19 protein-coding genes and 5 pseudogenes are annotated in these 20,839 nt (G+C 61.6%); 22 read left to right on the forward strand and 2 right to left on the reverse strand.

All coding sequences use genetic code 11. The features are described 5' to 3' along the window. From IP65_RS21425 to IP65_RS16545, 16 genes and pseudogenes are all read left to right on the forward strand, one after another. Positions 1 to 705 (forward strand): annotated as a pseudogene (locus IP65_RS21425) (hypothetical protein); the annotation flags it as partial. A 1-nt stretch (position 706) separates the two neighbouring features. Beyond that, positions 707 to 1,063, forward strand: coding sequence for a hypothetical protein (locus IP65_RS16495; RefSeq protein ID WP_054132355.1), 357 nt, complete (start codon positions 707 to 709; stop codon positions 1,061 to 1,063). 87 nt (positions 1,064 to 1,150) lie between these two features. Beyond that, entirely contained in the window at positions 1,151 to 1,480 is a 330-nt protein-coding gene (locus IP65_RS21430; RefSeq protein WP_156306664.1) for a hypothetical protein, read from the forward strand. Beyond that, positions 1,477 to 2,840: pseudogene (locus IP65_RS16500) on the forward strand (IS66 family transposase). Before IP65_RS21430 ends, IP65_RS16500 begins: the two are co-directional and overlap by 4 nt. A gap of 191 nt (positions 2,841 to 3,031) precedes the next feature. After that, positions 3,032 to 3,139 (forward strand): annotated as a pseudogene (locus IP65_RS20980) (recombinase family protein); the annotation flags it as partial. A gap of 408 nt (positions 3,140 to 3,547) precedes the next feature. After that, positions 3,548 to 3,871, forward strand: a complete 324-nt coding sequence (locus IP65_RS16505; protein ID WP_054132390.1) for a TrbC/VirB2 family protein — start codon at positions 3,548 to 3,550, stop codon at positions 3,869 to 3,871. Between the two features lie 60 nt (positions 3,872 to 3,931). Beyond that, positions 3,932 to 4,165, forward strand: a complete 234-nt coding sequence (locus tag IP65_RS16510; protein ID WP_054132391.1) for a type IV secretion system protein VirB3 — start codon at positions 3,932 to 3,934, stop codon at positions 4,163 to 4,165. Beyond that, positions 4,144 to 6,525: a VirB4 family type IV secretion/conjugal transfer ATPase gene (locus tag IP65_RS16515; protein ID WP_054132356.1), complete on the forward strand. Its 2,382-nt coding sequence runs from the start codon at positions 4,144 to 4,146 to the stop codon at positions 6,523 to 6,525. The genes IP65_RS16510 and IP65_RS16515 overlap by 22 nt, the downstream gene beginning before the upstream one ends. 48 nt (positions 6,526 to 6,573) lie before the next feature. Continuing rightward, positions 6,574 to 7,737 carry a type IV secretion system protein gene (locus IP65_RS16520; RefSeq protein ID WP_197279270.1) on the forward strand — a complete coding sequence of 388 codons (1,164 nt, stop codon included), beginning with the start codon at positions 6,574 to 6,576 and terminating at the stop codon, positions 7,735 to 7,737. Then, positions 7,734 to 8,561 carry a virB8 family protein gene (locus IP65_RS16525; RefSeq protein WP_082350212.1) on the forward strand — a complete coding sequence of 276 codons (828 nt, stop codon included), beginning with the start codon at positions 7,734 to 7,736 and terminating at the stop codon, positions 8,559 to 8,561. The genes IP65_RS16520 and IP65_RS16525 overlap by 4 nt, the downstream gene beginning before the upstream one ends. Next, a complete protein-coding gene (locus IP65_RS16530; RefSeq protein WP_054132358.1) occupies positions 8,558 to 9,337 on the forward strand; it encodes a TrbG/VirB9 family P-type conjugative transfer protein in 780 nt (259 codons plus the stop codon). Before IP65_RS16525 ends, IP65_RS16530 begins: the two co-directional genes overlap by 4 nt. Beyond that, entirely contained in the window at positions 9,327 to 10,394 is a 1,068-nt protein-coding gene (locus tag IP65_RS16535) for a TrbI/VirB10 family protein (RefSeq protein ID WP_054132359.1), read from the forward strand. The genes IP65_RS16530 and IP65_RS16535 overlap by 11 nt, the downstream gene beginning before the upstream one ends. A 1-nt stretch (position 10,395) precedes the next feature. Beyond that, a complete protein-coding gene (gene virB11, locus IP65_RS16540; protein WP_054132360.1) occupies positions 10,396 to 11,364 on the forward strand; it encodes a P-type DNA transfer ATPase VirB11 in 969 nt (322 codons plus the stop codon). Then, a complete protein-coding gene (locus IP65_RS20985) occupies positions 11,361 to 11,732 on the forward strand; it encodes a TrbC/VirB2 family protein (RefSeq protein WP_082350213.1) in 372 nt (123 codons plus the stop codon). The genes virB11 and IP65_RS20985 overlap by 4 nt, the downstream gene beginning before the upstream one ends. Before the next feature lie 92 nt (positions 11,733 to 11,824). Further along, positions 11,825 to 12,415: a hypothetical protein gene (locus IP65_RS21435; protein ID WP_156306668.1), complete on the forward strand. Its 591-nt coding sequence runs from the start codon at positions 11,825 to 11,827 to the stop codon at positions 12,413 to 12,415. Between the two features lie 120 nt (positions 12,416 to 12,535). Beyond that, positions 12,536 to 13,003, forward strand: coding sequence for a GNAT family N-acetyltransferase (locus tag IP65_RS16545; protein ID WP_054132361.1), 468 nt, complete (start codon positions 12,536 to 12,538; stop codon positions 13,001 to 13,003). Between the two features lie 13 nt (positions 13,004 to 13,016). Here IP65_RS16545 and IP65_RS16550 read toward each other — a convergent pair. Continuing rightward, positions 13,017 to 13,196 (reverse strand): annotated as a pseudogene (locus IP65_RS16550) (transposase); the annotation flags it as partial. Positions 13,197 to 13,332: 136 nt separating this feature from the next. On the opposite strand from IP65_RS16550, the gene IP65_RS16555 reads away from it, so the two are divergent. The 4 genes from IP65_RS16555 to IP65_RS16575 all read left to right on the forward strand — a co-directional run bounded on the left by IP65_RS16555 (position 13,333) and on the right by IP65_RS16575 (position 16,865). After that, positions 13,333 to 13,779: a transposase gene (locus tag IP65_RS16555; protein ID WP_054132363.1), complete on the forward strand. Its 447-nt coding sequence runs from the start codon at positions 13,333 to 13,335 to the stop codon at positions 13,777 to 13,779. Beyond that, entirely contained in the window at positions 13,776 to 14,132 is a 357-nt protein-coding gene (gene tnpB / locus IP65_RS16560; protein ID WP_054132364.1) for an IS66 family insertion sequence element accessory protein TnpB, read from the forward strand. Before IP65_RS16555 ends, tnpB begins: the two co-directional genes overlap by 4 nt. 31 nt (positions 14,133 to 14,163) lie before the next feature. After that, positions 14,164 to 15,702 (forward strand): IS66 family transposase, encoded by a 1,539-nt coding sequence (locus tag IP65_RS16565; protein WP_054132365.1) that lies wholly within the window; start codon positions 14,164 to 14,166, stop codon positions 15,700 to 15,702. A 48-nt stretch (positions 15,703 to 15,750) separates the two neighbouring features. Beyond that, positions 15,751 to 16,865, forward strand: a protein-coding gene (locus IP65_RS16575; RefSeq protein ID WP_156306670.1) for an IS3 family transposase whose coding sequence is annotated in 2 segments (ribosomal slippage) — positions 15,751 to 15,970 and positions 15,970 to 16,865 — 1,116 coding nt in all. Because the reading frame shifts where the segments join, the coding sequence is not laid out codon by codon here. A 576-nt stretch (positions 16,866 to 17,441) separates the two neighbouring features. Here the strand turns inward: IP65_RS16575 and IP65_RS16580 are convergent. After that, positions 17,442 to 18,275, reverse strand: a pseudogene (locus IP65_RS16580) (IS66 family transposase); the annotation flags it as partial. A 181-nt stretch (positions 18,276 to 18,456) separates the two neighbouring features. On the opposite strand from IP65_RS16580, the gene IP65_RS16585 reads away from it, so the two are divergent. Together IP65_RS16585 and IP65_RS16590 are read left to right on the forward strand one after the other, a co-directional pair. Next, positions 18,457 to 19,365 carry a tyrosine-type recombinase/integrase gene (locus tag IP65_RS16585; protein WP_054132368.1) on the forward strand — a complete coding sequence of 303 codons (909 nt, stop codon included), beginning with the start codon at positions 18,457 to 18,459 and terminating at the stop codon, positions 19,363 to 19,365. Between the two features lie 4 nt (positions 19,366 to 19,369). Next, a complete protein-coding gene (locus IP65_RS16590; protein ID WP_022678171.1) occupies positions 19,370 to 20,563 on the forward strand; it encodes an IS91 family transposase in 1,194 nt (397 codons plus the stop codon). Positions 20,564 to 20,839: the final 276 nt, after the last annotated feature.

Consider the following 20,839-nt stretch of genomic DNA (forward strand, 5'->3'; position numbering starts at 1 on the left):
GATCCAATCGGATACAACGATGGCCCTAACTGGTATAACTACGTCGGTTCCGACCCCATTAATGGAAAAGATCCCAGCGGGTTGGTGGACATCGTCGTGAATGGAATCCAAGATAGCGGGAGTGGCGGTTCAACAGGCGGTTCAACAGGTGGGGGGGGTGGTTCTATTCCAGCAAATGATATCGATAAGGCAAATTCTTCAAGCTTTTATAAGCCTATCGTTGTCACTGCAATTAGGGGGAAGATCGCGGTTTCTGGTGGATTGATTTCGATATCAAGCCTTAGCCTTTTAGCTGATTTTGATGCTGTTAAGTCGTGGTGGGATCAGGCCAAAAAGATAGGCGGCTGCGCTGGTCGGGCAATATGGACCAACAAGACAGGTATTTTGTTGGATGGCGCTGGCTGGATCGCGAACGCGGTTGTACCGGAAGCCACGGTCGCATCCGCTGTTGTTGGCTCGACGCTGGGCGTGGTTGGCATTGCTGGCGCGGTCGTTGATAACAACGGCCCTGGCGATGCTATGGTGTCCGGTGGCCTTGCTTATGCTGGTAAGCAGGCGGCTATTGCCAACTCGTTCATGCGCGGGGCTGGTTCGGCGGCTGCGGGCCGGATAGGTATTTACGCTCTCACAGCGTCAACCATGTATGATGCCGCGAAGACCATGGTTGTTTTTCACGGCTGCTTGACTGGCCAGGGTGGCAAGTGACATGGCGGCGGATGATCGAAAAGCCACTAGGCTGGGCATACTTCTCGTCGCCATCGTGTTCATAGCCGTGGCTGTTATCAGTGATCTGGAGAAGGCTCTGGCTGCGAGTGTCACCTTCGGGGTCTTCATGGCGATTATACAGGCCAAGTGGGAAAGCCGAAATGATTGGCGCTTCTGGGCAGTGATTGCGATCTTCGCAGTCATTCACATTGTAGCGATCTCGGTCATCAGGTTCCCTGAGGTGCGGGCGGGCCTCGTGTCGCTCCCGTTCGCACTCGTGGACGGCTTCATCATGTGGGGCCTCATCAACTGGATCGAGCGCCGCTTCCCTCGGCCTGGCAGTCGATCAGAGCCATAGCGCGCGCCTTCCTCCCGTCTCACGGAGGGTTGCTGATGTGATCTTGTGGCGCGGGTGGTGATCCGCGCCTCAGGAAGCGGGTATGTGGTGAGTGAAACAATGGCCCGCAGGGTGTATGCTGATGCGAGCCGGCGGGCAGCGCGGAGGCGTGCCAGCCATGTTATTATTGACGACGAAAGTCGAAAAAACGGTGGTTTAAGGGTGATGCGCTGGCATGGTCTTTTGCACAAAATTGATGCAATACAGATTCTTGTCGGCTATGTGCGGACATGGACGGTGGAACAGGTGGCGGGCATGGCGGCGCAGGAGGCGTCGCACGCTGCAACGGGTTGCAAGAAGCTGTTCGTGTGTGACTGCTCCGGGGGCGGCAAAAAGGGCTTGCGCGTGGCGGCGGTCGATGATTCAAACTGCCCATAGCACCACCTGCGCTTCATGTCCTCACCGAGGCCGAGAAGAACAATCTGCTGCTTGCGCAGTGTGAGATGATCGAGCGGATGGCTGCGCGGATTTCGGAACTGGAAGCGCTGGCGGGCAAACCGCGCAAGACCTCGAAGAATTCGCATATCCCGCCCTCGAAGGACGATTTCGGCACAGGCGGTTCTTGTGGCGGCAGAAGCGGTAAATCCAAGGGTGGCAAGCGTCCCTCGCGCGAAGGCAAGCACCGACTGCTGGCCGAGGCGCCGGACTAGACTGAACGCGTGATGCCGGCCACCTGCTGTCATTGCGGAATCGATGTCTCCAGCCAGGCTCAGCGTTGCCGCCATCGCTATGACTATATCGGCCTGCCACCGATCTGGCCGATCGTAACCCGTGTCGAGCTATACGGCGGTCGCTGCCGGAGATGCGGCAAGCGGTATCGCGCCGATGCGCCGGCGGGATGGCTCCAGCTACGCCATTTGGGCCAGGCATCCGCTCGCTGCTGGCCTATCTGCACCACAGCCACCATGTCGGCTTCAAACGCCTGTCGCGGATTGCCCAAGAACTGTTCGGCCTCGTCTTTTCCGAAGGGACCATTGCCAACGCCTTTCGTCGCATGGGCGCCGGTATGGCGGCGGCGACCAAGGCGATCACCGATAAACTGCTGACGGCGCAGGTGATCGCATCCGACGAGACGACCATGCGCACCAATGGCATCACGCATTGGCAATGGGTCTTCCTCTCGGACAAGGCCGTCCTACACAAGATTTTCAAACACCGGGCGCGCTAGGTTGCCGAGGACGTGCTGGGCGGCCATCAGCCCGATGACTGGGCGTCTGGCCGCTACGCCGGGCAGCAGGAACTGGGCCGCGAACACCAAGTCTGCCTCGTCCATGCACTGCGTGACGTCCAATATGCCATCGACTTTGGCGACAAGACTTTTGCCGCCAAGGTCCGCAATCATCTGCGCTGGGCCATCCGGATCGGCAAGCGACGAGAAAGCCTGAAGGACACGACGCTGGCGAGTTACGCGGCCAAGGCCGACAATGTGCTGACCCGCTTGATGCGCGTTCCCATTACCCATCCGGCAGGAAAGGTTCTGCTCAAGCTGATCAAGGCCTGGCGGGGCAAATTCTTCGTCTTCCTCACCAACCGCCAGGTTCCGGCAACCAACAACATATCCGAGCGAGAGATCCGTCCCTCGGTTGTGTTCCGAAAGGTCACCAACGGCTTCCGATCAGACTGGGGCGCACAGATCCATGCCGGCTATCGTTCTGTCACCGGCACTGCCCGGCCGTCGGGTCAATCAGCCCTCAGCGCCATCCGCGATCTCGTCGAAGGCAAATTCGCCGTCGCGTGACCACGCCGCCATAAGCCAACACGGTGAGCAGTGACGTTCGTGGAGCAGGTGTCGCCGGTGGCGCGGCGCGATCAGTACGACGCGGCGCTGGACTGGGTGCGCGAGGGCGTTACGCTGGTGGTGACGTGGCTTGATCGCCTCGCGGATTCTGGACTTCGGCGGGAGCGAGGTGGAGGCGCGCAGCCCCACGGGGCCGGATGCTGCTGACGATGTTCGCGGCGGTGGCCGAGTTCGAGCGGGCGATCATGCTGGAGCGCCAGCGGGTGGGCGTGGCAAGAGCGCGGGCAGAGAGTAAATAAAAGGGCCGCGCCCCGAGCGCGCGGCGCAAGGCCGGGCACGTGCTGGCGCTCAGTGCGCCAGGGCTGGACGCATCGGCCATCGTGGCCCAGGTGGGGATCAGCCGGGCGTCGGTCTACTGGTTGCTGGCGGAAGCGCGCGCCGCAGGAGCGTGGCCGAACTGGTCGCGGCGGCGACGAATGCGCTGGAGGACATGCACCCAGTTGGCACGGCGGGCCAGGGCGAGGATGTGGCCCCGGAGGTTGCTCGCGCGCTGGTGGAGGGCCTGCGGGCCACAAAGTGGAAGCAAGAATTTTTGGCAAGGCCGAGCGCTCTGTGTGGCCAAAATCTTGCCCCGGGAGACTCCTTTTGCTGGGCAGATGTTGCTTTTCTTCAAGAGGCTGTCATCAATGGGGAAAATGGGGTCAAAAATGAAACGTCAGATCGAATACCTTTGCTTTGCGCTGTCTGTTTTCTTGATGCTGCTCGGGCAGCAGGCTCTGGCCGCCGTGCCGGGAGATCCACAGGGTTCGGGCGTGCTCATATCGGCGGTGAGTTGGTTGCAAGGCACTTTGATGGGCACGGTAGCCACAGTCGTTGCCGTGATCGCTATTGCAGCAGTGGGTTTCGGCATGCTGACCGGGCGCATTAATTGGCGTCGCGGCGCTGTCGTGGTGCTCGGCTGCTTCATTCTGTTCGGCGCTGCTAGCATCGTTGGGGGTATTCGGGCTGCAGCGACCGCAGGGCAGTATTGATCCGTCGTGTCAGGCAACCTCCGCCGTGACACGGTGTTTGTCGCGCTCACGCGGCCGCAGATGTTTGCCGGGGTGACTTATAGCTTCTTCGTCATAAACGGCATTCTGTGTGCCGAGCTTTTCCTGATTTTTCGGTCCGTTCTGGCATTGCTGGCTTGTGCCGCCGTCCATTTTGCAGGCATGGTGCTGTGCCGGCACGAGCCGCGCTTCCTCGACCTGTGGATCCTGCGTGTCAGCCGTTGTCCGCGCGTGCGCAATCATAAGCTGTGGCAATGCAACTCCTACCGCCCCTGACGGTCGATCCCAAAGTCATTGCGCGCGAAACATCGGTGGGCGTGCATCTGCCCTATGGGCGGCATGTCGATGATGTTACGATTGAGGCGCGTGATGGTCTGCTGATGCAGACGATCCGCCTGGGCGGCTTGCTGTTCGAGACGGCTGATACGCAGGACATCAACTATCGCGCTGAGATGCGCGACGCGATGCTGGGCGCGATCGGGTCATCGCGCTTTGCCGTTTATCACCATGTCATTCGCCGCAAGGTGCAGCCCGATCTGGATGCCCAGTTCGGCGACGCGTTTTCCCAGGACCTCCATGCGCGCTGGAGCAATCTGCTCGAAACTCGCGAGCTTTACGTCAACGAACTGTTCCTGACGATTGTCCGGCGCCCGGTGCGGGGGCGCCTAGGCATGTTCGAACGCCTGGGTGGCATGTTGCGGCGGCAGACGCAGGCAGGTGGCGCAAGCGCGCTGATCGCTGGCGAAATACGCCAACTCGATGCGGCGCGCGAGGCTCTGATGGCGGCGCTGTCCAGCTACAGCCCCAAATTGCTCCGGGTCTACGATACCCCCGATGGGTTCCGTTCCGAGCCACTGGAGTTCCTCTCCTGTCTGTACAACGGCGATCTGCGGCCCGTCGGTCTGCCGCAAGGCGATATCGGCCATTACTTGCCTTATCGGCGCGTGAGCTTTGGCCAGGATGCATTCGAACTGGGGCAGGCCGGGGGCCAGGCGAGGCTGTTCGGAGCAGTGGTCTCGATCAAGGACTACCCGGGGCAAAGCATGCCCGGCATGTTCGATGAACTTTATCGCCTGCCTTTCGACATGACCGTAAGCCAGTCCTTCGCCTTTGTCGATCGGCAGGAAACCCTCGGGCGGATGAACCTGGCCCTGCGGCGCATGCGCTCGACCGAGGATGAGGCGGTCAGCCTGCGCGAGGAATTGCGCGTGGCCAAGGACGAGGTCGCGGCCGGCCGGGCAACCTTCGGCGAGCATCATGCGACGATCGTTCTCTACGCCGAGAACCTGGCCACACTCGACAAGCAAGTGGCCGAAGTGCTCGCGGTGCTGGGCGATCTTGGCATCGTCGGCGTGCGCGAGGATATCGCGCTCGAGCCCACGTTCTGGGCACAGTTCCCCGGCAATTTCCGCTATATCGGCCGGCGCGCGCTGGTCTCGGCGCGCAACTATGCAGGCCTTGCCAGCCTGCACAATTTCCCCGTCGGCCAGGCCAAGGGCAACCATTGGGGCGATGCCGTCACGCTGTTCGAAACGACGGCCGCCGGGCCCTACTTCTTCAATTTCCACCAGAACGACCTGGGCAATTTCACGATCATCGGTCCCTCGGGTTCGGGCAAGACGGTGGTGCTCAATTTCCTGCTTGCCCAGGCGCGCAAGTTTGCCCCGCGCATCATCTTCTTCGACAAGGATCGCGGGGCCGAGCTGTTCATTCGCGCGATCGGTGGGCAGTATGATCAGTTGCGCGCAGGGTTGCCCTCAGGGCTCAATCCGCTGCAATTACCCGATACGCCGGTTAACCGGGCGTTCCTCACCGAATGGATCGCCCTGCTCGCTGGTGGGATCGATGCCGAGGAAGCCGAAGCGGTGCGCGCGGCGATCGACGCCAACTTTGCCCAGCCCGCCGAGTTCCGGCGCCTGCAATATCTCGTCGAGCTGTTCCGCGGCTATGCCCGGCCGCACGCTCGCGATCTGTGGTCCCGTTTGCGGCCCTGGTGGGGCGATGGCGAGCGCGCCTGGCTGTTCGACAATCCCGACGACCGCACCGATCTGGCGGCGGAAACAGTCGGTTTCGACATGACCGCGATCCTCGACGATCCGGTGCTGCGCACGCCGGCCTTGCTCTACTTCTTCCACCGCGTGGAAGAGCGGCTTGACGGATCGCCGGCAATCATCGTGGTCGACGAGGGCTGGAAAGCGCTCGACGATGAAGTCTTCGTGCGCCGCATCAAGGATTGGGAAAAGACCATCCGCAAGCGCAACGGCATCGTCGGCTTTGCCACGCAAAGCGCGCAGGACGCCCTGGAAAGCCGCATCGCCAGTGCGATCATCGAGCAGGCGGCGACGCAGATCTTCATGGTCAATCCCAAGGCGCGGGCCGAAGACTACATCGGCGGCTTTGGCCTGACCCAGCACGAGTTCGATCTGATCCGCGCCATGCCCGACAGCCAGCGCTGTTTCCTGATCAAGCACGGTAACGACAGTGTGGTGGCGCGGCTCGATCTCTCAGGGCAGAAGGATATCCTCACGATCCTGTCAGGGCGGGAAGCCAATGTGCGGCTGCTGGACGCCTTGCGCAGCGATCTGGGCGACAATCCGAAGGATTGGCTGGCGCCTTTGCTGGAAGGGGCGGCCTGAGCGATGGCTTGCCCTTCCGTCAACACCGGCCAGCAGTTCCTCTCCTCGATGCTGGCGCATGTGGATTGTCAGGCCACGACATTGGGGTCGATCGGGTTCCAGTCTCTGGCCCAACCGGGTGGCCTGGGGCAAACGGTCGTCACGACTTTGCTCACTTTGCTGATCGCGATTTTTGCGATCCGCTTGCTGGCGGGGCGTGGCGTGTCCGCCGGCGATCTGATCGGCACGTCGCTTAAGGTTGGCATTGCCCTTACGCTGGCGGCCAGTTGGCCGGCTTTCCGCATCGTGATCTACGATCTGGTGCTGCATGGCCCGGCCGAGCTGGCCGCCGGTCTGCATGTGGACAACCAGTTGCCGGGCATGGGGCAGGGCATGGCCATGCGGCTCCAGGCGGTCGACGATGGGATCATGGCGCTGACTACGCAAGGCACGGGGCGGGAAGTCTATGCCCCGGTCGCGGACGGTGGCACGACGTTCAAGGCCGTTGCCTTGGACGACCATCCCGCCCTGGGGTGGGCGAGAGTGGCCTTTCTGGTCGGCACCCTGGGGCCGCTGGTGGCCATTCGTCTGGTCGCCGGTCTGCTCCTCGCGCTGGCCCCGGTGATGGCTGGGGCCCTGCTGCTTGGCGCGACGCGCGGTCTCTTCGCGGGCTGGGCGCGCGGTCTGGTCCTATGCCTGATCGGGTCACTGGGGCTGACCGTGGTTTATGCAGCAGAACTTGCCGTGCTCGAGCCTTGGCTGGCCGGCGCGCTGCAATTGCGCGATGCTGGCTATGCGACGCCCGCAGCGCCGACGGAACTGCTGGTCATCACCCTGTCGTTCGCCATCGCGGCGCTGATACTGGTCAGCATCCTAGGACGCGTGGCGTTTCAGCGGGGATGGGCCGATGTGCAACCGGCCGTGGCGGGCGAAACACGATCGCATGTTTTGGGCTCGTCTATTTTCGGGCAACGAGACCGCTTGTCAGGACGCACTAGTGGGAACGATAGTCCTGGTCCCTTGATGGCAGAACGCGGCAACGTGGGCAGCAGCGGCGGCGCTGCGCCGCCGGCGCGCGTGCCGATCCTGGTCGAGCGGGAACGTACTGCCACAGGTTCTGGCACTGGAGAGCCGCAGTCCGTGCGTGCTGGTGAACCCGCACTTGGAGAAACGTACCGGCGCGCTACGCGCCGCGTCACGGCCGCAGGCCAGCGGCGAGATGGGAAACGATGAAGCCGGAACGCAAGAAGGACCTCGACGCCTACTATCGCGAGGCAGCGACTTGGGCCGAAGATCGCGATGCACGCGACCAGCGTTCGCGGCGTATCGCGTGGTGGGTGGCAGGTGGAGCCTCATTCGTCGCCATTGCAGAGGCCTTTGCCCTGGTCGCCCTGGCGCCGCTCAAGACTGTCGAGCCGTACACGCTACTGGTCGATCGCCAGACTGGCTATGTCGAAGCTCTCAAGCCGCTGGAGCGCCAATCGATCGCTCCCGATGCCGCACTGACACGATCTTTCCTGGTGCAATATGTGATCGCCCGCGAAAGCTTCGATCTGGGCAGTATCAAGGTGAACTACCGCAAGACTGCGCTGTGGTCTGCGCCCGAGGCGCGCGCCGCTTATATCGTCGCCACGCAGGCGACCAATCCAACCAGTCCTTTGGCGTCGCTGCCGCGCACCGCACAGATCGAAGTGCAGGTGAAGAGCGTGTCTTCGCTCGGGCCGGCTACATCGCTGGTGCGCTTCCGCACGCATCGTGCCGATCTTGCGGCTTCTGCGGCGGCAGATCAGGACTGGGCGGCGGTGATCAGCTATCGCTATTCGGGTGATCCGATGACGGTGCAGGATCGCCTGATCAATCCGCTCGGCTTCCAGGTCACGCGCTATCGGCGCGATGCCGAGAACATTCCCGATACGGAGCCTGCCTCGCTCAGGGTGCCTGCACCAACGGTAGTTCCGAATGTGCCCGCTGCCCTGCCCACACCCGGCGTGGCGACCTCAGCGCCGCCGCCTGTCATTCCGATGGCAAAGGCCGGCGCTTCGGCGAAAAAACTATGAGCGTGCGCGGCGCACTATGCCTGCTGACCCTGGCGCTGGCAGCGCCCATGGACGCCTATGCGCAAGCCCGCGCCTGGCCTGTGCCGAGTGCGGGCGATTCCCGGATACAGACGGCTATCTGGCATCGCGACGAGATGGTCCATGTGCGAGTGGGCTCGGCCACGCCACTGACCATGCAATTCGGGCAAGACGAGCATATCACCAATGTAACCATGGCTGATGCCCGGCCTTGGGCGGTAACAGTTGCGCGCGATGCCGGCAGCCTCACCGTGCGGTTTCTGCCAAACGCGGTCATGACCAGCATGATCGTGCGGACCGATCGCAGGACCTATCTGCTCGAGTTGGAGCCCAATGAAGCGTTTGCAGCGATCATTCTGCGCTTTTCCGTCGTTGCGAACGCATCACCGCCGCCTGTTCAATCGCAGGGACAATTCGCCCCGCAAGCCCAGTTCCTTCCACAATTGCGGGCAGCGAGCGCCCAAGTGGCCGCACAGCGCTATCGCGTGACGGGTGATAGGGCGCTTCAGCCCGATTCCATCTCGGACGATGGTCAGCGTACCTACATTCGCTGGTCGGAAGACAAGGCCTTGCCTGCCGTCTTCGCCGTAGATGAAACCGGTCGCGAAATGACCATCGACGGGTTTATGCGCGATGGTGCCTACACCATCGATCGGGTCTGGCCAGAGTTGGTCTTTCGGATAGACCGGCATAAGTCGGTGGCCGTGCGGCTGGCTACACCCAAGCCCAAGGCTGGGGAGAATGCCAATGGCCACTGATGACATCAGGCCGCAGGTCGCGGTGCGGACCGGCAATCTCGGCATCTGGGCATTCGGCGGAGCGGCGCTGATTGGTGGCGCCATGCTGTTCATGACGCTCGACGCGCATCGCCAGGCACTGAACGCGCCAGCAACCCGCGCTTCCCCGCAGGACATGGCAGTGCCCGGAACTGCGGTTCCCGATCTTCAGGTGCCCTATGCCGAGCCACAGTCTGTGCCGCTCGTGGCGATGCCTCCAGCGACGGCGGTGCCCATCGGGACAGCGCAACCAACAACGCTTCCCACCTCGCCATCGGTCGTGGCGGCAGCGCCTTCACGCCCGCGATGGGATAACGCGCCGCTAACCCCGCCGATTGCATCTGGCTCCGGCGGTTCATCAGTCACGGGCCCGACCACTGTGTTCGATGCCCCGCCGCCGTCCAGCGCACCCCCGGCTCCATCCGCACCGGCGGAAGGCGCAAGCCCGACCAGTGGTCCCGAGCGCGTCAAGGCCACTCGCCTGCTCAACCCGGCCACTACCGTCACGCAAGGCTCGGTGATCCAATGCGTGCTCGAAACGGCCTTGGACACGACCAAGCCGGGCCTTGCCCGCGCCATCGTCTCGCGCGACGTGCGGGGCTTCGATGGTTCTCAAGTGCTGGTGCCGCGTGGCAGCCGCCTCATCGGCGAATATCAGTCCGATGTCGCCAGCGGACAAAGCCGCGCCTTGATCCGGTGGACACGGCTGATCCGACCCGATGGCGTCACGATCGCGCTGCAATCTCCCTCGGCCGACACCCTCGGTCGCGCCGGGGTCAAAGGCAAGGTCAACAGCCACTTCCTGGAACGCTACGGTGGGGCGATCCTTCAGTCGGCGCTCAACGTGGGCATGAACGTCGCCACCAGCAAGTTGGCGGACGGTACTTATATCGTCGGCTGGCCAGGCGTAACCACGCCAACCACAGGCTCGACCGGCGGGTCGAACGTGCGGAGCACTGTGACAGTCAAGCAGGGGGCGAGCGTTTCCGTCTTCGTCGCCCGCGATCTGGATTTTTCGTCGATTGACGAGAGGCCGTGACATGCATGCGCGCGTTGGGCACTATCTTACCGCGTCGCTGGCACCTCTGGGACCGTTCCTCAATCAGAGCGACGTGACCGACATCTATGTCAATCGTGCCGGCGAAGTCTGGACCGAAAGTCTGGGCGCCAGGATCGAACGGCACCAAGTGGCGGATCTCGACGAGGCGGCGTTGCTGCGTATGGCACGGCAGGTAGCGGCCTGGTCTAATCAAGGCATCAGCCGTGAGCATCCATTGCTGGCCGCGAGCCTGCCTGATGGTTCGCGTATTCAGGTCGTGATGCCGCCGGCAACGCGAACTGGCGTGGCTTTAGCCATCCGTCGCCACGTCATTCAAAACCTGTCGCTGGACGATTATCCCATGATCGATGGCCCTACGCCACGTCATTCAGAACAAGCGGCCGCGTGCGACAAAGCGCACGAAGTTTGCCGTGACCACGCAGCGCAATTGCGCCAAGCCGTGAGAGCGCGGAGAAACATTCTCATCTCAGGCGGTACGTCGACGGGCAAGACGACATTTCTCAATGCACTGATGCGGGAAATCGATAACAAGGAGCGCTTGATCGCCATCGAAGACACCCCGGAGATCGGCCTGGACCAGCCCAACAGCCTGGGTTTGCTAGCAGCCCGCAACGAATTGCGCGAAGCTGCCGTGAGCACGAACGATCTGCTCAACGCCGCTTTGCGGATGCGTCCCGATCGCATCATCGTTGGCGAACTGCGCGGCAGCGAGGCCTACACATTCCTGCGCACCGTCAACACCGGCCATCCCGGTTCGATGAGCACAATCCATGCTGACAGCCCGGAAGGGGCCATCAAGCAACTCGCGCTCCTAATTCTACAAACAGGAGCGCGATTGAGCTGGGAGAACATCGTCCATTACGTGCAATCGACCGTCGACGTGATCGTGCAACTCGAGCGCGTGGCGGGGAAGCGGCAAATCTCCGCCATTTGGAGCAATCGGCCATGAACGCTGGAACAACGTCACTGTTTGAACCGTCCCACACTCAAGCTATTGGCGCCATGGCGGATTGGCTGCGGGCAGGGTTATCTGGCAGCTTGGCAACGGCGCTGGGTGTTGTAGCGATAAGTTTGGTCGGACTGTCTCTGTTTCAGGGACGGTTGCGCTTGCAGCGCGCAGCTTTGGTTGTTGTGGGAATATTCCTGTTGCTGGGCGCACCGATGATCAGCGCTGGCATCATCGGAAATCTGCATCCGGCGTTGCCTGCCAGCACAGATACAACGTTCGTACCTCCGCCTGCGATTTCTCAAAACAGACCTGCATTGTCTCCTAATGGATTCGATCCCTACGCTGGCGCATCTGTGCCAATGAAATAATTTTGGCATATAGGTTAAATTGAGAAAAAAGTTCAATTAAAATTTTTTCTTTCCTGACAATCTGCAATTTTTCAAAATAAAAGGAGTTAAGAATGAAGAAATTTACTACTGCTTTGGTAGTTTTAATTAATTGTTATATCATTGATAATGCAAGTGCGGCACAAAATATGTCGTATGTCTATGACTCGAAAGGTAGTTTGATATATTCAGAAAATCAAGGTAATTCTGGTGGAAATCAAAAGGCTTATAGTTACGATCAAGCTGAAAATAGAAATGTCATAACTGTAGTTGATACGAGTGGCGCAAGCTTACTAGTTTATAGATTTTATCAAGGTCCTTCGCATTTCTATACAAATTATTATCCAGAGGGTGCCAATGTTGGGTTCAAATTTGAAGGATATGGTTTCCTTGTTTATAAGTTATCTGCATCTGGAATGCATCCACTATACCGTTGCTACAACGCATCAAATCAGGTTCGCTTAATTTCCGTTCAGCAGAACTGTGAAGGTTTGAGTAATGAGGGGGCTTTTGGGTATGCGGCTGACAACTCCTCTTCAGGATTGGTTCCGCTATATCGATTTCACAATTCTAGTGCCACAGATTTTCTGACTACCGAAACATATGATGAGGGTGTAAATGCGGGTTACGTGTACGAAGGAATTTTAGGTTACGTTCCCCAGTAAGAATGTTCTGAATATATTTTATTGCTAATTTTATTATGGCTAGGGTTCAGACTCATTCGACGAAGTTGAGCAGATTGGGCCGAGCTTTCGAACTGCTCAAGGGAGCTAAAGTGTCGGTTCATGCTGATCCGCAAATTTGAACCTAATGACGCCGATGCGCTTGCGACCTTGTTTCACGCGACCGTGCATCAGGTCGGCATTCGAGACTATTCCTCCGAGCAAGTGGCGGCTTGGAGTCCTTCGAAGCCAGCCGTTGACCGATATCTGAGGCAGGCTGAAGGCATGACAATCTTGGTCGCGGTTGATGATCACGGTGTGATTGCCGGATATGGCATCTTGGAACCAAGCGGCCATATCGATCATCTCTATTGCCGACCGGATGTGGTTGGCACCGGCGTGGGGTCAGCGATCTTCACGGCCATGGAGGAGACCGCGCGCAAAGCGGGCATATCCTGTCTGTTTACTGAGGCGAGCGAAGCAGCACGACGACTCTTCGAACGGCGTGGCTTCAAGTTGGATGCGCGGAACGATTTCACGATCAACGGCGTGGCGATCCACAACTACCGTATGTCCAAGTCGATCGCATAGGGTTTGCGCGCATTTAAAGCCAGAAGGCCACGGCGGCGGCCAAGCATACGGCTGACAAAAAGTTGCGGGCGAGCTTGTCGTAGCGGGTAGCGATGCGGCGGAAGTCCTTAAGGCGGCAAAACATGGCCTCGATGCGCAAGCGGTCTTTGTAGCGGCGTTCGTCGTATTGGATCGGACGCTTGCGGTTGCGCCGCCTGACCTGCCCCCCGCTGGCTCCCTCGATCTGATGTAGAGTCTGCCCCAACGAAGGAGCAGACGAATGAGGAAGAGCGTAAGCGCCGTTTAGACCCCACCTTGCGCAGATTTTTGGGTGTTGCAGTTGGGTATGGATGGATGACGCAACGCCAACGAGCACACTGGACACGGATGCTGGAGCGGCTCTGAAGCCGGTCCGGCGTCTTGAAGTTTTGAAGGGGATGACCGGCCGGCGCCGGACCTGGACGCTGGAAGAGAAGCTGGCGCTGGTTGCGGAGATGGAGCGCAGTGGCAACATTGCCGCGTTTTCGCGGGAGCGCGATGTCAGCACGTCGCTCCTCTACACATGGCGGCGCGAATTGCGTTATGCGGTTGAGGCCCGCCAGTTGCCGCCGCACCCGGATCCCATGTTCGTACCGGTTCTGGAAAAGGCGCCGGCACCAGCGTACACGTCAGCCGATGGGATGGTAGAGATCGAGATTGCCGGCGCCCTCGTCCGGATCGGGCAGGCCGTGCGAACTGATCTGGCCGTGGCTGTCATACATGCGCTGCGGGGTGCCAAGGCTGAAGACCGCCCATGATCGGGATTGGGCCTGGCGCGCGCGTGATGGTGGCAACGCGTCCGGTAGACTTCCGCAAGGGACCCGACGCTTTGGCCGCGCTGGTGGGCGCTGAATATGGCGGCGATCCTTTTTCTGGTGTGATCTACGTGTTCCGGGCCAAGCGGTCAGACCGGGTCAAACTGGTCTGGTGGGACGGCACCGGGCTGTGCCTGATGGCCAAGAAGCTGGAGTCCGGCGGCTTCAAGTGGCCGGCGATCCAGGACGGCGTGATGCGGCTGACTTCCGCACAATTGGGGGCTTTGCTCGAAGGTCTGGATTGGCGCCGGGTGCACGGTGGACGCAAGCCCATCGCCCCGCAGATTGCCGGTTGACGCAGGGTTCTTCCGCTGATTCACTGCCTGCATGTTGGTGGAAGCAGATCTGCCCGAAGACATCGAAGCACTCCGCGCGTTCGCGCTCGAGCAGTCCCGCAAGCTGACCGACGTGATGGTCGCCAAGGTCGAGGCCGATGCGGAGATCGAGCGGCTCCAGTCGATCATCGACGCGTTCATGCGCCACCGGTTCGGGCGCAAGTCTGAGCAGCTCGATCCCGACCAACTCGAGTTCGGCCTCGAAGATGTCGAGACCGCACTCGGCCAGGCGCGCGCCGCGCGCGAGGCGGCTATCGTCAAGGCTGGAGGCGCGCGGCCGCGCAAGGCCAACCGCGGTGCGTTACCCGCACATCTCGAGCGGATCGAACAGGTTGTCGATGTTGAAGCGAAGGCCTGTCCTTGCTGTGGTGGTGCGCTCCACCAGATCGGCGAGGACGTGGCCGAGCGTCTCGATGTCGTGCCGGCCAGCTTCCGCGTACTGGTCACACGGCGCCCGCGCTATGGTTGCCGCTCCTGCGAGGGCGCAGCCGTGCAAGCACCGGCGCCAGCGCGGATCGTTGAGGGTGGCATTCCCACCGAAGCGCTGATCGCGCATGTGCTGGTCACCAAGTATGCCGATCATGTCCCGCTTTACCGGCAGGCCCAGATCTACGCGCGGCAAGGCGTCCAGCTCGACCGCTCGACCTTGGCTGATTGGGTTGGCCGGGCGGCGTGGTATCTGCGACCCTTGCGAGATCGCATTCTCGAAGAGCTGCGACGATCCCAGCGTCTGTTTGCCGACGAGACCACCGCCCCCGTACTTGATCCCGGACGCGGACGAACGAAGACAGGGCAGCTCTGGGCCTATGCCCGCGACGACCGGCCATGGGGCGGCGATGATCCACCACTGGTGGCTTACGTCTACGCGCCTGACCGCAAGAGCGAGCGCGCCCAGTCGCACCTGGGGAGCTATTCCGGCATCCTGCAGGTCGATGGCTACAGCGGTTATCCCGCGCTGGCCAAGCGTGGCCAGCAGCTCAGCCTGGCGTTCTGCTGGTCGCACGTTCGGCGCAAATTCTACGAACTGGCCGAGAACTCCCCGGTCGCGGCAGAGGTGCTGCGCCGCATCGCCATGCTCTATGCCATCGAAGACCAGGTTCGCGGCACGTCGGCAGAACAGCGCCGCGCCATGCGCGCCGAACAGGCCCGCGCCATCGTCGATGACCTGCACCTCTATCTCGAGGCGAGGCTCCGCCAGATTAGCGCCAAGAGCAAGCTCGCCGACGCTATCCGCTACGCCTTGACCCGTTGGACTGGGCTGTCGCTATTCCTCGACGATGGCCGCGTCGAGCTGGATTCCAACACCGTAGAGCGATCAATCCGGCCCTTAGCCCTCAATCGCAAAAACGCGCTCTTCGCTGGCTCGGATGAGGGCGGCGACAACTGGGCGGTGATCGCCACGCTCATAGAGAATTGCAAGATCTCGGGCGTGAACCCCCACACTTGGTTGGCAGAGACCCTCGCCAAACTCGCCAACGGACATCCAGCCAACGCCGTCGGAGAGCTCATGCCCTGGACCGCCGTGGCCTGAGCACATCGCTTACGGAAGAGCCGTTTCACCGAGGAACAGATAATCGGGATGATCAAGGAGCAGGAGGCGGGCCTGCCAACGGTTGAGGTTTGCCGCAAGCACGGCCTCAGCCCGGCAACGTTCTACAAGCTGAAGGCGAAGTACGGCGGGCTGGAAGTGTCCGATGCCCGGCGTCTGCGGCAGCTTGAGGACGAGAACGGCAAGCTCAAGCGGCTTCTGGCCGAGAGCGTGCTGGACAACGCGATCCTGAAAGACCTTTTGGGAAAAGGCTGACGACGCCAGGCCAGCGACGGGACGCAGCACTCGGCGTGATGCGGGATTACCAGGTCTCGCAGCGCCGAGCCTGCGTGCTGATCGGCGTCGATCCGAAAACGGTCCGGCGAGAACGTCCGCCTGATCATGCTGTGATCCGCGAGGCGATGCGCGAGATCGCCGGCCTGCGTCGGCGGTTCGGCTATCGCCGTGTCGGCGTCATGCTGGAGCGCAAGGGGCACATCATGAACCACAAGAAGCTCTACCGGCTGTATCGAGAGGAGGGTCTGTCGGTGCGCCGTCGGCGCGGGCGCAAGCGTGCTCGTGGCAGCCGGACGCCGATGCCCGTGCCGCTGCGGCCGAACGACCGCTGGTCGATGGACTTCGTGGCCGACACGTTCGGCGCTTCCCGTCGGCTGCGCATCCTGGCGATCAACGATGACGCCTGCCGCGAGAACCTTTGCCTGGTGGGCGACACCAGCATCTCGGGCGTCAGGGTGGCACGCGAACTCGACACACTGGTGCGGCTCTATGGCAAACCCGCTTGCATCGTCAGCGATAACGGGACCGAGTTCACCAGCCGGGCGATCCCGAAGTGGGCCAGCGAAAACCGGGTCGAGTGGCACTACATCGATCCCGGCAAGCCGCAGCAGAATGCGTTCATTGAATCGTTCAATGGGTCGCTGCGCGACGAGTTCCTGAACGAGGAACTGTTCGACAGCCTGGCTGACGCTCGGCGCAAGCTGGCCGTCTGGCGCTACGACTACAACAACGTCCGGCCGCACTCATCCTTGGGGAACCGGACACCGGCACAAGCGCGTCGGGCGTTCCTGCATGATGGAAGCGTCACACCCGACGCGCTTGTGCCGGTGGAGCAGCACGAATATCAAACCGGCAGACTCTCGTTATGACCGCGGGACCAGCGGGGGGCAGGTCACGGGCGATGCGGTGGCAGGGCAGGTTGTCGAAACGGCACATCATGAAGATCTCGCGGGTGAGTTCAGGTATGGCGACGAGCGCGGCTTCCATGCGGGCGAGCTGGGCGGGGTCGGCCGGACAGGATGGGATCGGCCGGGGTGGCTTGCGCCAGCGCGCCCGCGGGCGTAGCGGCCTCACGCGCGCCCACGATGCCGCCTCCTCCCACGGATCGACTTGGGCAATGCCACTGGCGAACGCATAAGCGTAGATGTTGCGGAACAGAGGCTGTCCTGCGGCAATGCTTATCCGCCAGCAGTTCGTCGTGCATCTCGGGCGCCTCATCGATCCAGTCGGTAGTGGGGGTACAATTTGGGGTATCGCCCGGAAAATAGACAACATTGTTTTGGAAAATCAATAACATGTAGATTTTTGTGTGACTGGCTAAATCCTGCCCCCGCAACCATCTCTCAATCATGCCGAACCGCCTCAGGTCAGCCCGAGGCGGATTTTTTGTGCCGTTTTTCCGTAGCTTATCTCCGAGTCGCGAAGTCTCAAGGTAAGCGACGTTCTCAGGCCACGGCGATCCAGGGCATGAGTTCGCCGACGGCGTTGACTGGATGACCGCTGGCGAGCTTGGGGAGGGTCTGGGCCAACCAAGTGTGTGGGTTCACGCCCGAGATTTTGCAGTTCTCGATAAGCGTAGCGATCACCGCCCAATTGTCGCCGCCCTCATCCGAACCGGCGAAGAGCACGTCCTTGCGATTCAGGGCCAAGGGCCGGATTGATCGCTCGACGGTGTTGGAATCCAGCTCGACGCGGCTATCGTCGAGGAACAGCGACAGCCCGGTCCAACGGGTCAAGGCGTGGCGGATAGCGTCGGCGAGCTTGCTCTTGGCGCTGACCTGGCGGAGCCTTGCCTCGAGATAGAGGTGCAGGTCATCGACAATGACGCGGGCCTGTTCAGCGCGCATAGCGCGGCGATGTTCTGCCCAGGTGCCCCGGACCTGGTCTGCGATGGCATAGAGCATGGCGATGCGGCGCAGCACCTCTGCCGCGACCGGGGAGTTCTCGGCCAGTTCGTAGAATTTGCGCCGAACGTGCGACCAGCAGAACGCCAGGCTGAGCTGCTGGCCACGCTTGGCCAGCGCGGGATAACCGCTGTAGCCATCGGCCTGCAGGATACCGCAATAGTTCCCCAGGTGCGACTGGGCGCGCTCACTCTTGCGATCGGGCGCGTAGACGTAGGCCACCAGTGGTGGATCATCGCCGCCCCATGGCCGGTCGTCGCGGGCATAGGCCCAGAGCTGCCCTGTCTTCGTCCACCCGCGTCCGGGATCGAGTACGGGGGCGGTGGTCTCATCCGCAAACAGACGTTGGGATCGTCGCAGCTCTTCGATAACCTGCCGTTGGTTCACCGTTATCGCTGCGGGTAGAAATGCCTGGTTCTGGGACAGGTACGAACCCGCTGGCGCGGGAGTGGCGCATGTTTTGAGGCCTGGCCAGTGATCGGCTGTCTGGGTCTAAGTTGAGGTCTGGCCCGAGTAGGCAGACGATTCCGGCTCCTTTCAACCAAGGAGTCGTACCATGACCAATGTTCTGTCTGATGCCCCAGCCAGTTCCCTGCGTCAGCGCATGATTGAAGACATGAACATGCGCCGGTTCACGCGGAAGACCCAGTTCGATTACGTGCGGCATGTCGCGAGGTTCGCCACATATCTTGGGCGTCCCCCCGATACTGCGACGGTAGAAGAGCTGCGGCAATTCCAGGTCGAACAGCGCGAGGCGGGCATAGGGATCCCGACCATGAACAGCATCGTTTCTGCGCTGCGTTTCTTTTTTACGCACACGATTGATCGTCCCGATCTGTCCCGCAAGCTTTATACGGTCAAGAACCCTCGCGCATTGCCTGTTGTCCTCAGCCGCGACGAGGTCGTGCTTCTCCTCGGCGCAACCAACTGCCTGAAGCACAAGGCTGCACTGTCCGTTGCCTATGGCGCTGGCTTGCGCGCCGCCGAAGTGACGATGCTGAAGGTCCGCGATGTCGACAGCAAGCGCATGCTCCTGCGCGTGGAGCGCGGTAAAGGCGGGCGCTATCGCAATGCGCTCCTGCCCGCTGACCTTCTTGCCCTTTTGCGCGAGTGGTGGACGGTGGGCCGCAAGCAAGGCGTCATGCACGCCGATGGCTGGCTGTTCCCGGGCATGCACTATCTCAAGCCGCTTAGTACCAGGCAGCTCCATCGGATCGTTGTTGATGCTGCCGAGGCTGCGGGTATCAAAAAGCGTGTCGGCCCACACACTCTGCGGCACAGCTTCGCCACGCATCTGCTTGAAGACGGTGTCGATATTCGGATCATCCAGGCGCTGCTCGGGCACGCGAACCTCGAGACAACCGCTTTCTACACCACGGTCGCAACTCGGACGGTGCGCGCGGTCATCAGTCCGCTGGACAAGTTGACGACGCTGCTCGAGGCGCAGGCGGCACCTCCCGGCTGAGCCGGTGCGCACCTCGCTCGAGGTCGCTGATATCTTCCGAAGCGCTTGGCCCGCCTATCGCACAGCCCATGCCGGGCATCTCAGCCTCGGTCAGCTCAAGGTCATGACGGCCATCGAGAACTGCCGCACCGGTGCACTGGGCGGTCACGTCGAAGCCTGCGATGATTGCGGGCACTGGCGGATCGCCTACAACTCGTGCCGCAACCGGCACTGTCCCAAGTGCCAGGGCGCTGCCGCGCGCACATGGCTGGCCGCGCGCGAGGCCGATCTGTTGCCGGTCGGCTACTTTCACGTGGTGTTCACGGTGCCTGCCGAGATTGCCGACATCGCCTGGCAGAACAAGGCGGTGGTCTATGATCTGTTGTTTCGCGCGGCTGCGGACACCATGCTGACCATCGCAGCCGATCCCAAACATCTGGGCGCGCGGATCGGGATCACCGCCGTGCTGCACACGTGGGGATCGGCACTGGCCCACCATCCGCATGTTCACATGATCGTGCCTGGCGGCGGCATCGCCCCGGATGGTACGCGCTGGATCTCGTCGCGCCCCACGTTCCTGCTGCCGGTGCGCGTGCTGGGCGCCTTGTTCCGCCGCCTGTTCCTCACGCGTCTCTTGGCGCTGTTCGATGCCGGCAAGCTGTCCTTCTTCAGCACCTTGGCGGGCCTCACCACACGCAAGGCCTTCCTGCGGCATCTATCGCCAATCGGGAAGAAGCGCTGGGTGGTCTATGCCAAGCGGCCCTTTGCCGGACCACAGGCCGTGCTGGCCTATCTCTCGCGCTACACGCACCGCGTTGCCATCTCGAACCGGCGCCTCATTGCCTTCGACGAGACTGGCGTGACGTTCCGGTACAAGGATTATCGCCGCGACGGGGAGCAGCGCCAGCAGGTCACGACGCTGGCCACCGACGAGTTCATCCGCCGCTTTCTGATCCACTTCCTGCCGCGCGGCTTCCACCGCATCCGGCATTACGGCCTGCTTGCCAGTTCAACGCACAAAGAAGCCATGGCGCTGGCCCGCAGCTTGCTTGGCGTCGCCGCGCCAATCCACGGGCCCGAACCCGACGAACCGCCCGACCATCGCCCGCCATGCCCATGTTGCGGCGGGCACATGACCATCATCGAGACCTTCGTCCGCTGGTGCCAACCGCGTGCACCGCCGCAGCCAGCACCGCCGACCCGGGAGAACACGCCATGATCCGGCATGGCTTACCCTGCATAATGGCCGTGAACACTGCGCCCCGGCCAATGGGGATAGGCGTGTCGACGCCGCCAGCACAGTCAAACTTGGGCTCATGGCCAGCAGGATCAGCGGCGCTTCGAGAGAAATGGCCATCTGACTTCCAAGTTATTCCGCCCATCACAGGCTGGCCGGCAGGCTTGCTTCAGCCACCCCAATCCACACCAAAGCCCTTTTACCCATAGACCTGTGCGAGCCTCACCGCGGGTCGTACTTGTAAGACTTTCGTACGCC

The organism is Novosphingobium sp. AAP1, from assembly GCF_001295765.1.
Lineage (GTDB): Bacteria > Pseudomonadota > Alphaproteobacteria > Sphingomonadales > Sphingomonadaceae > Novosphingobium > Novosphingobium capsulatum.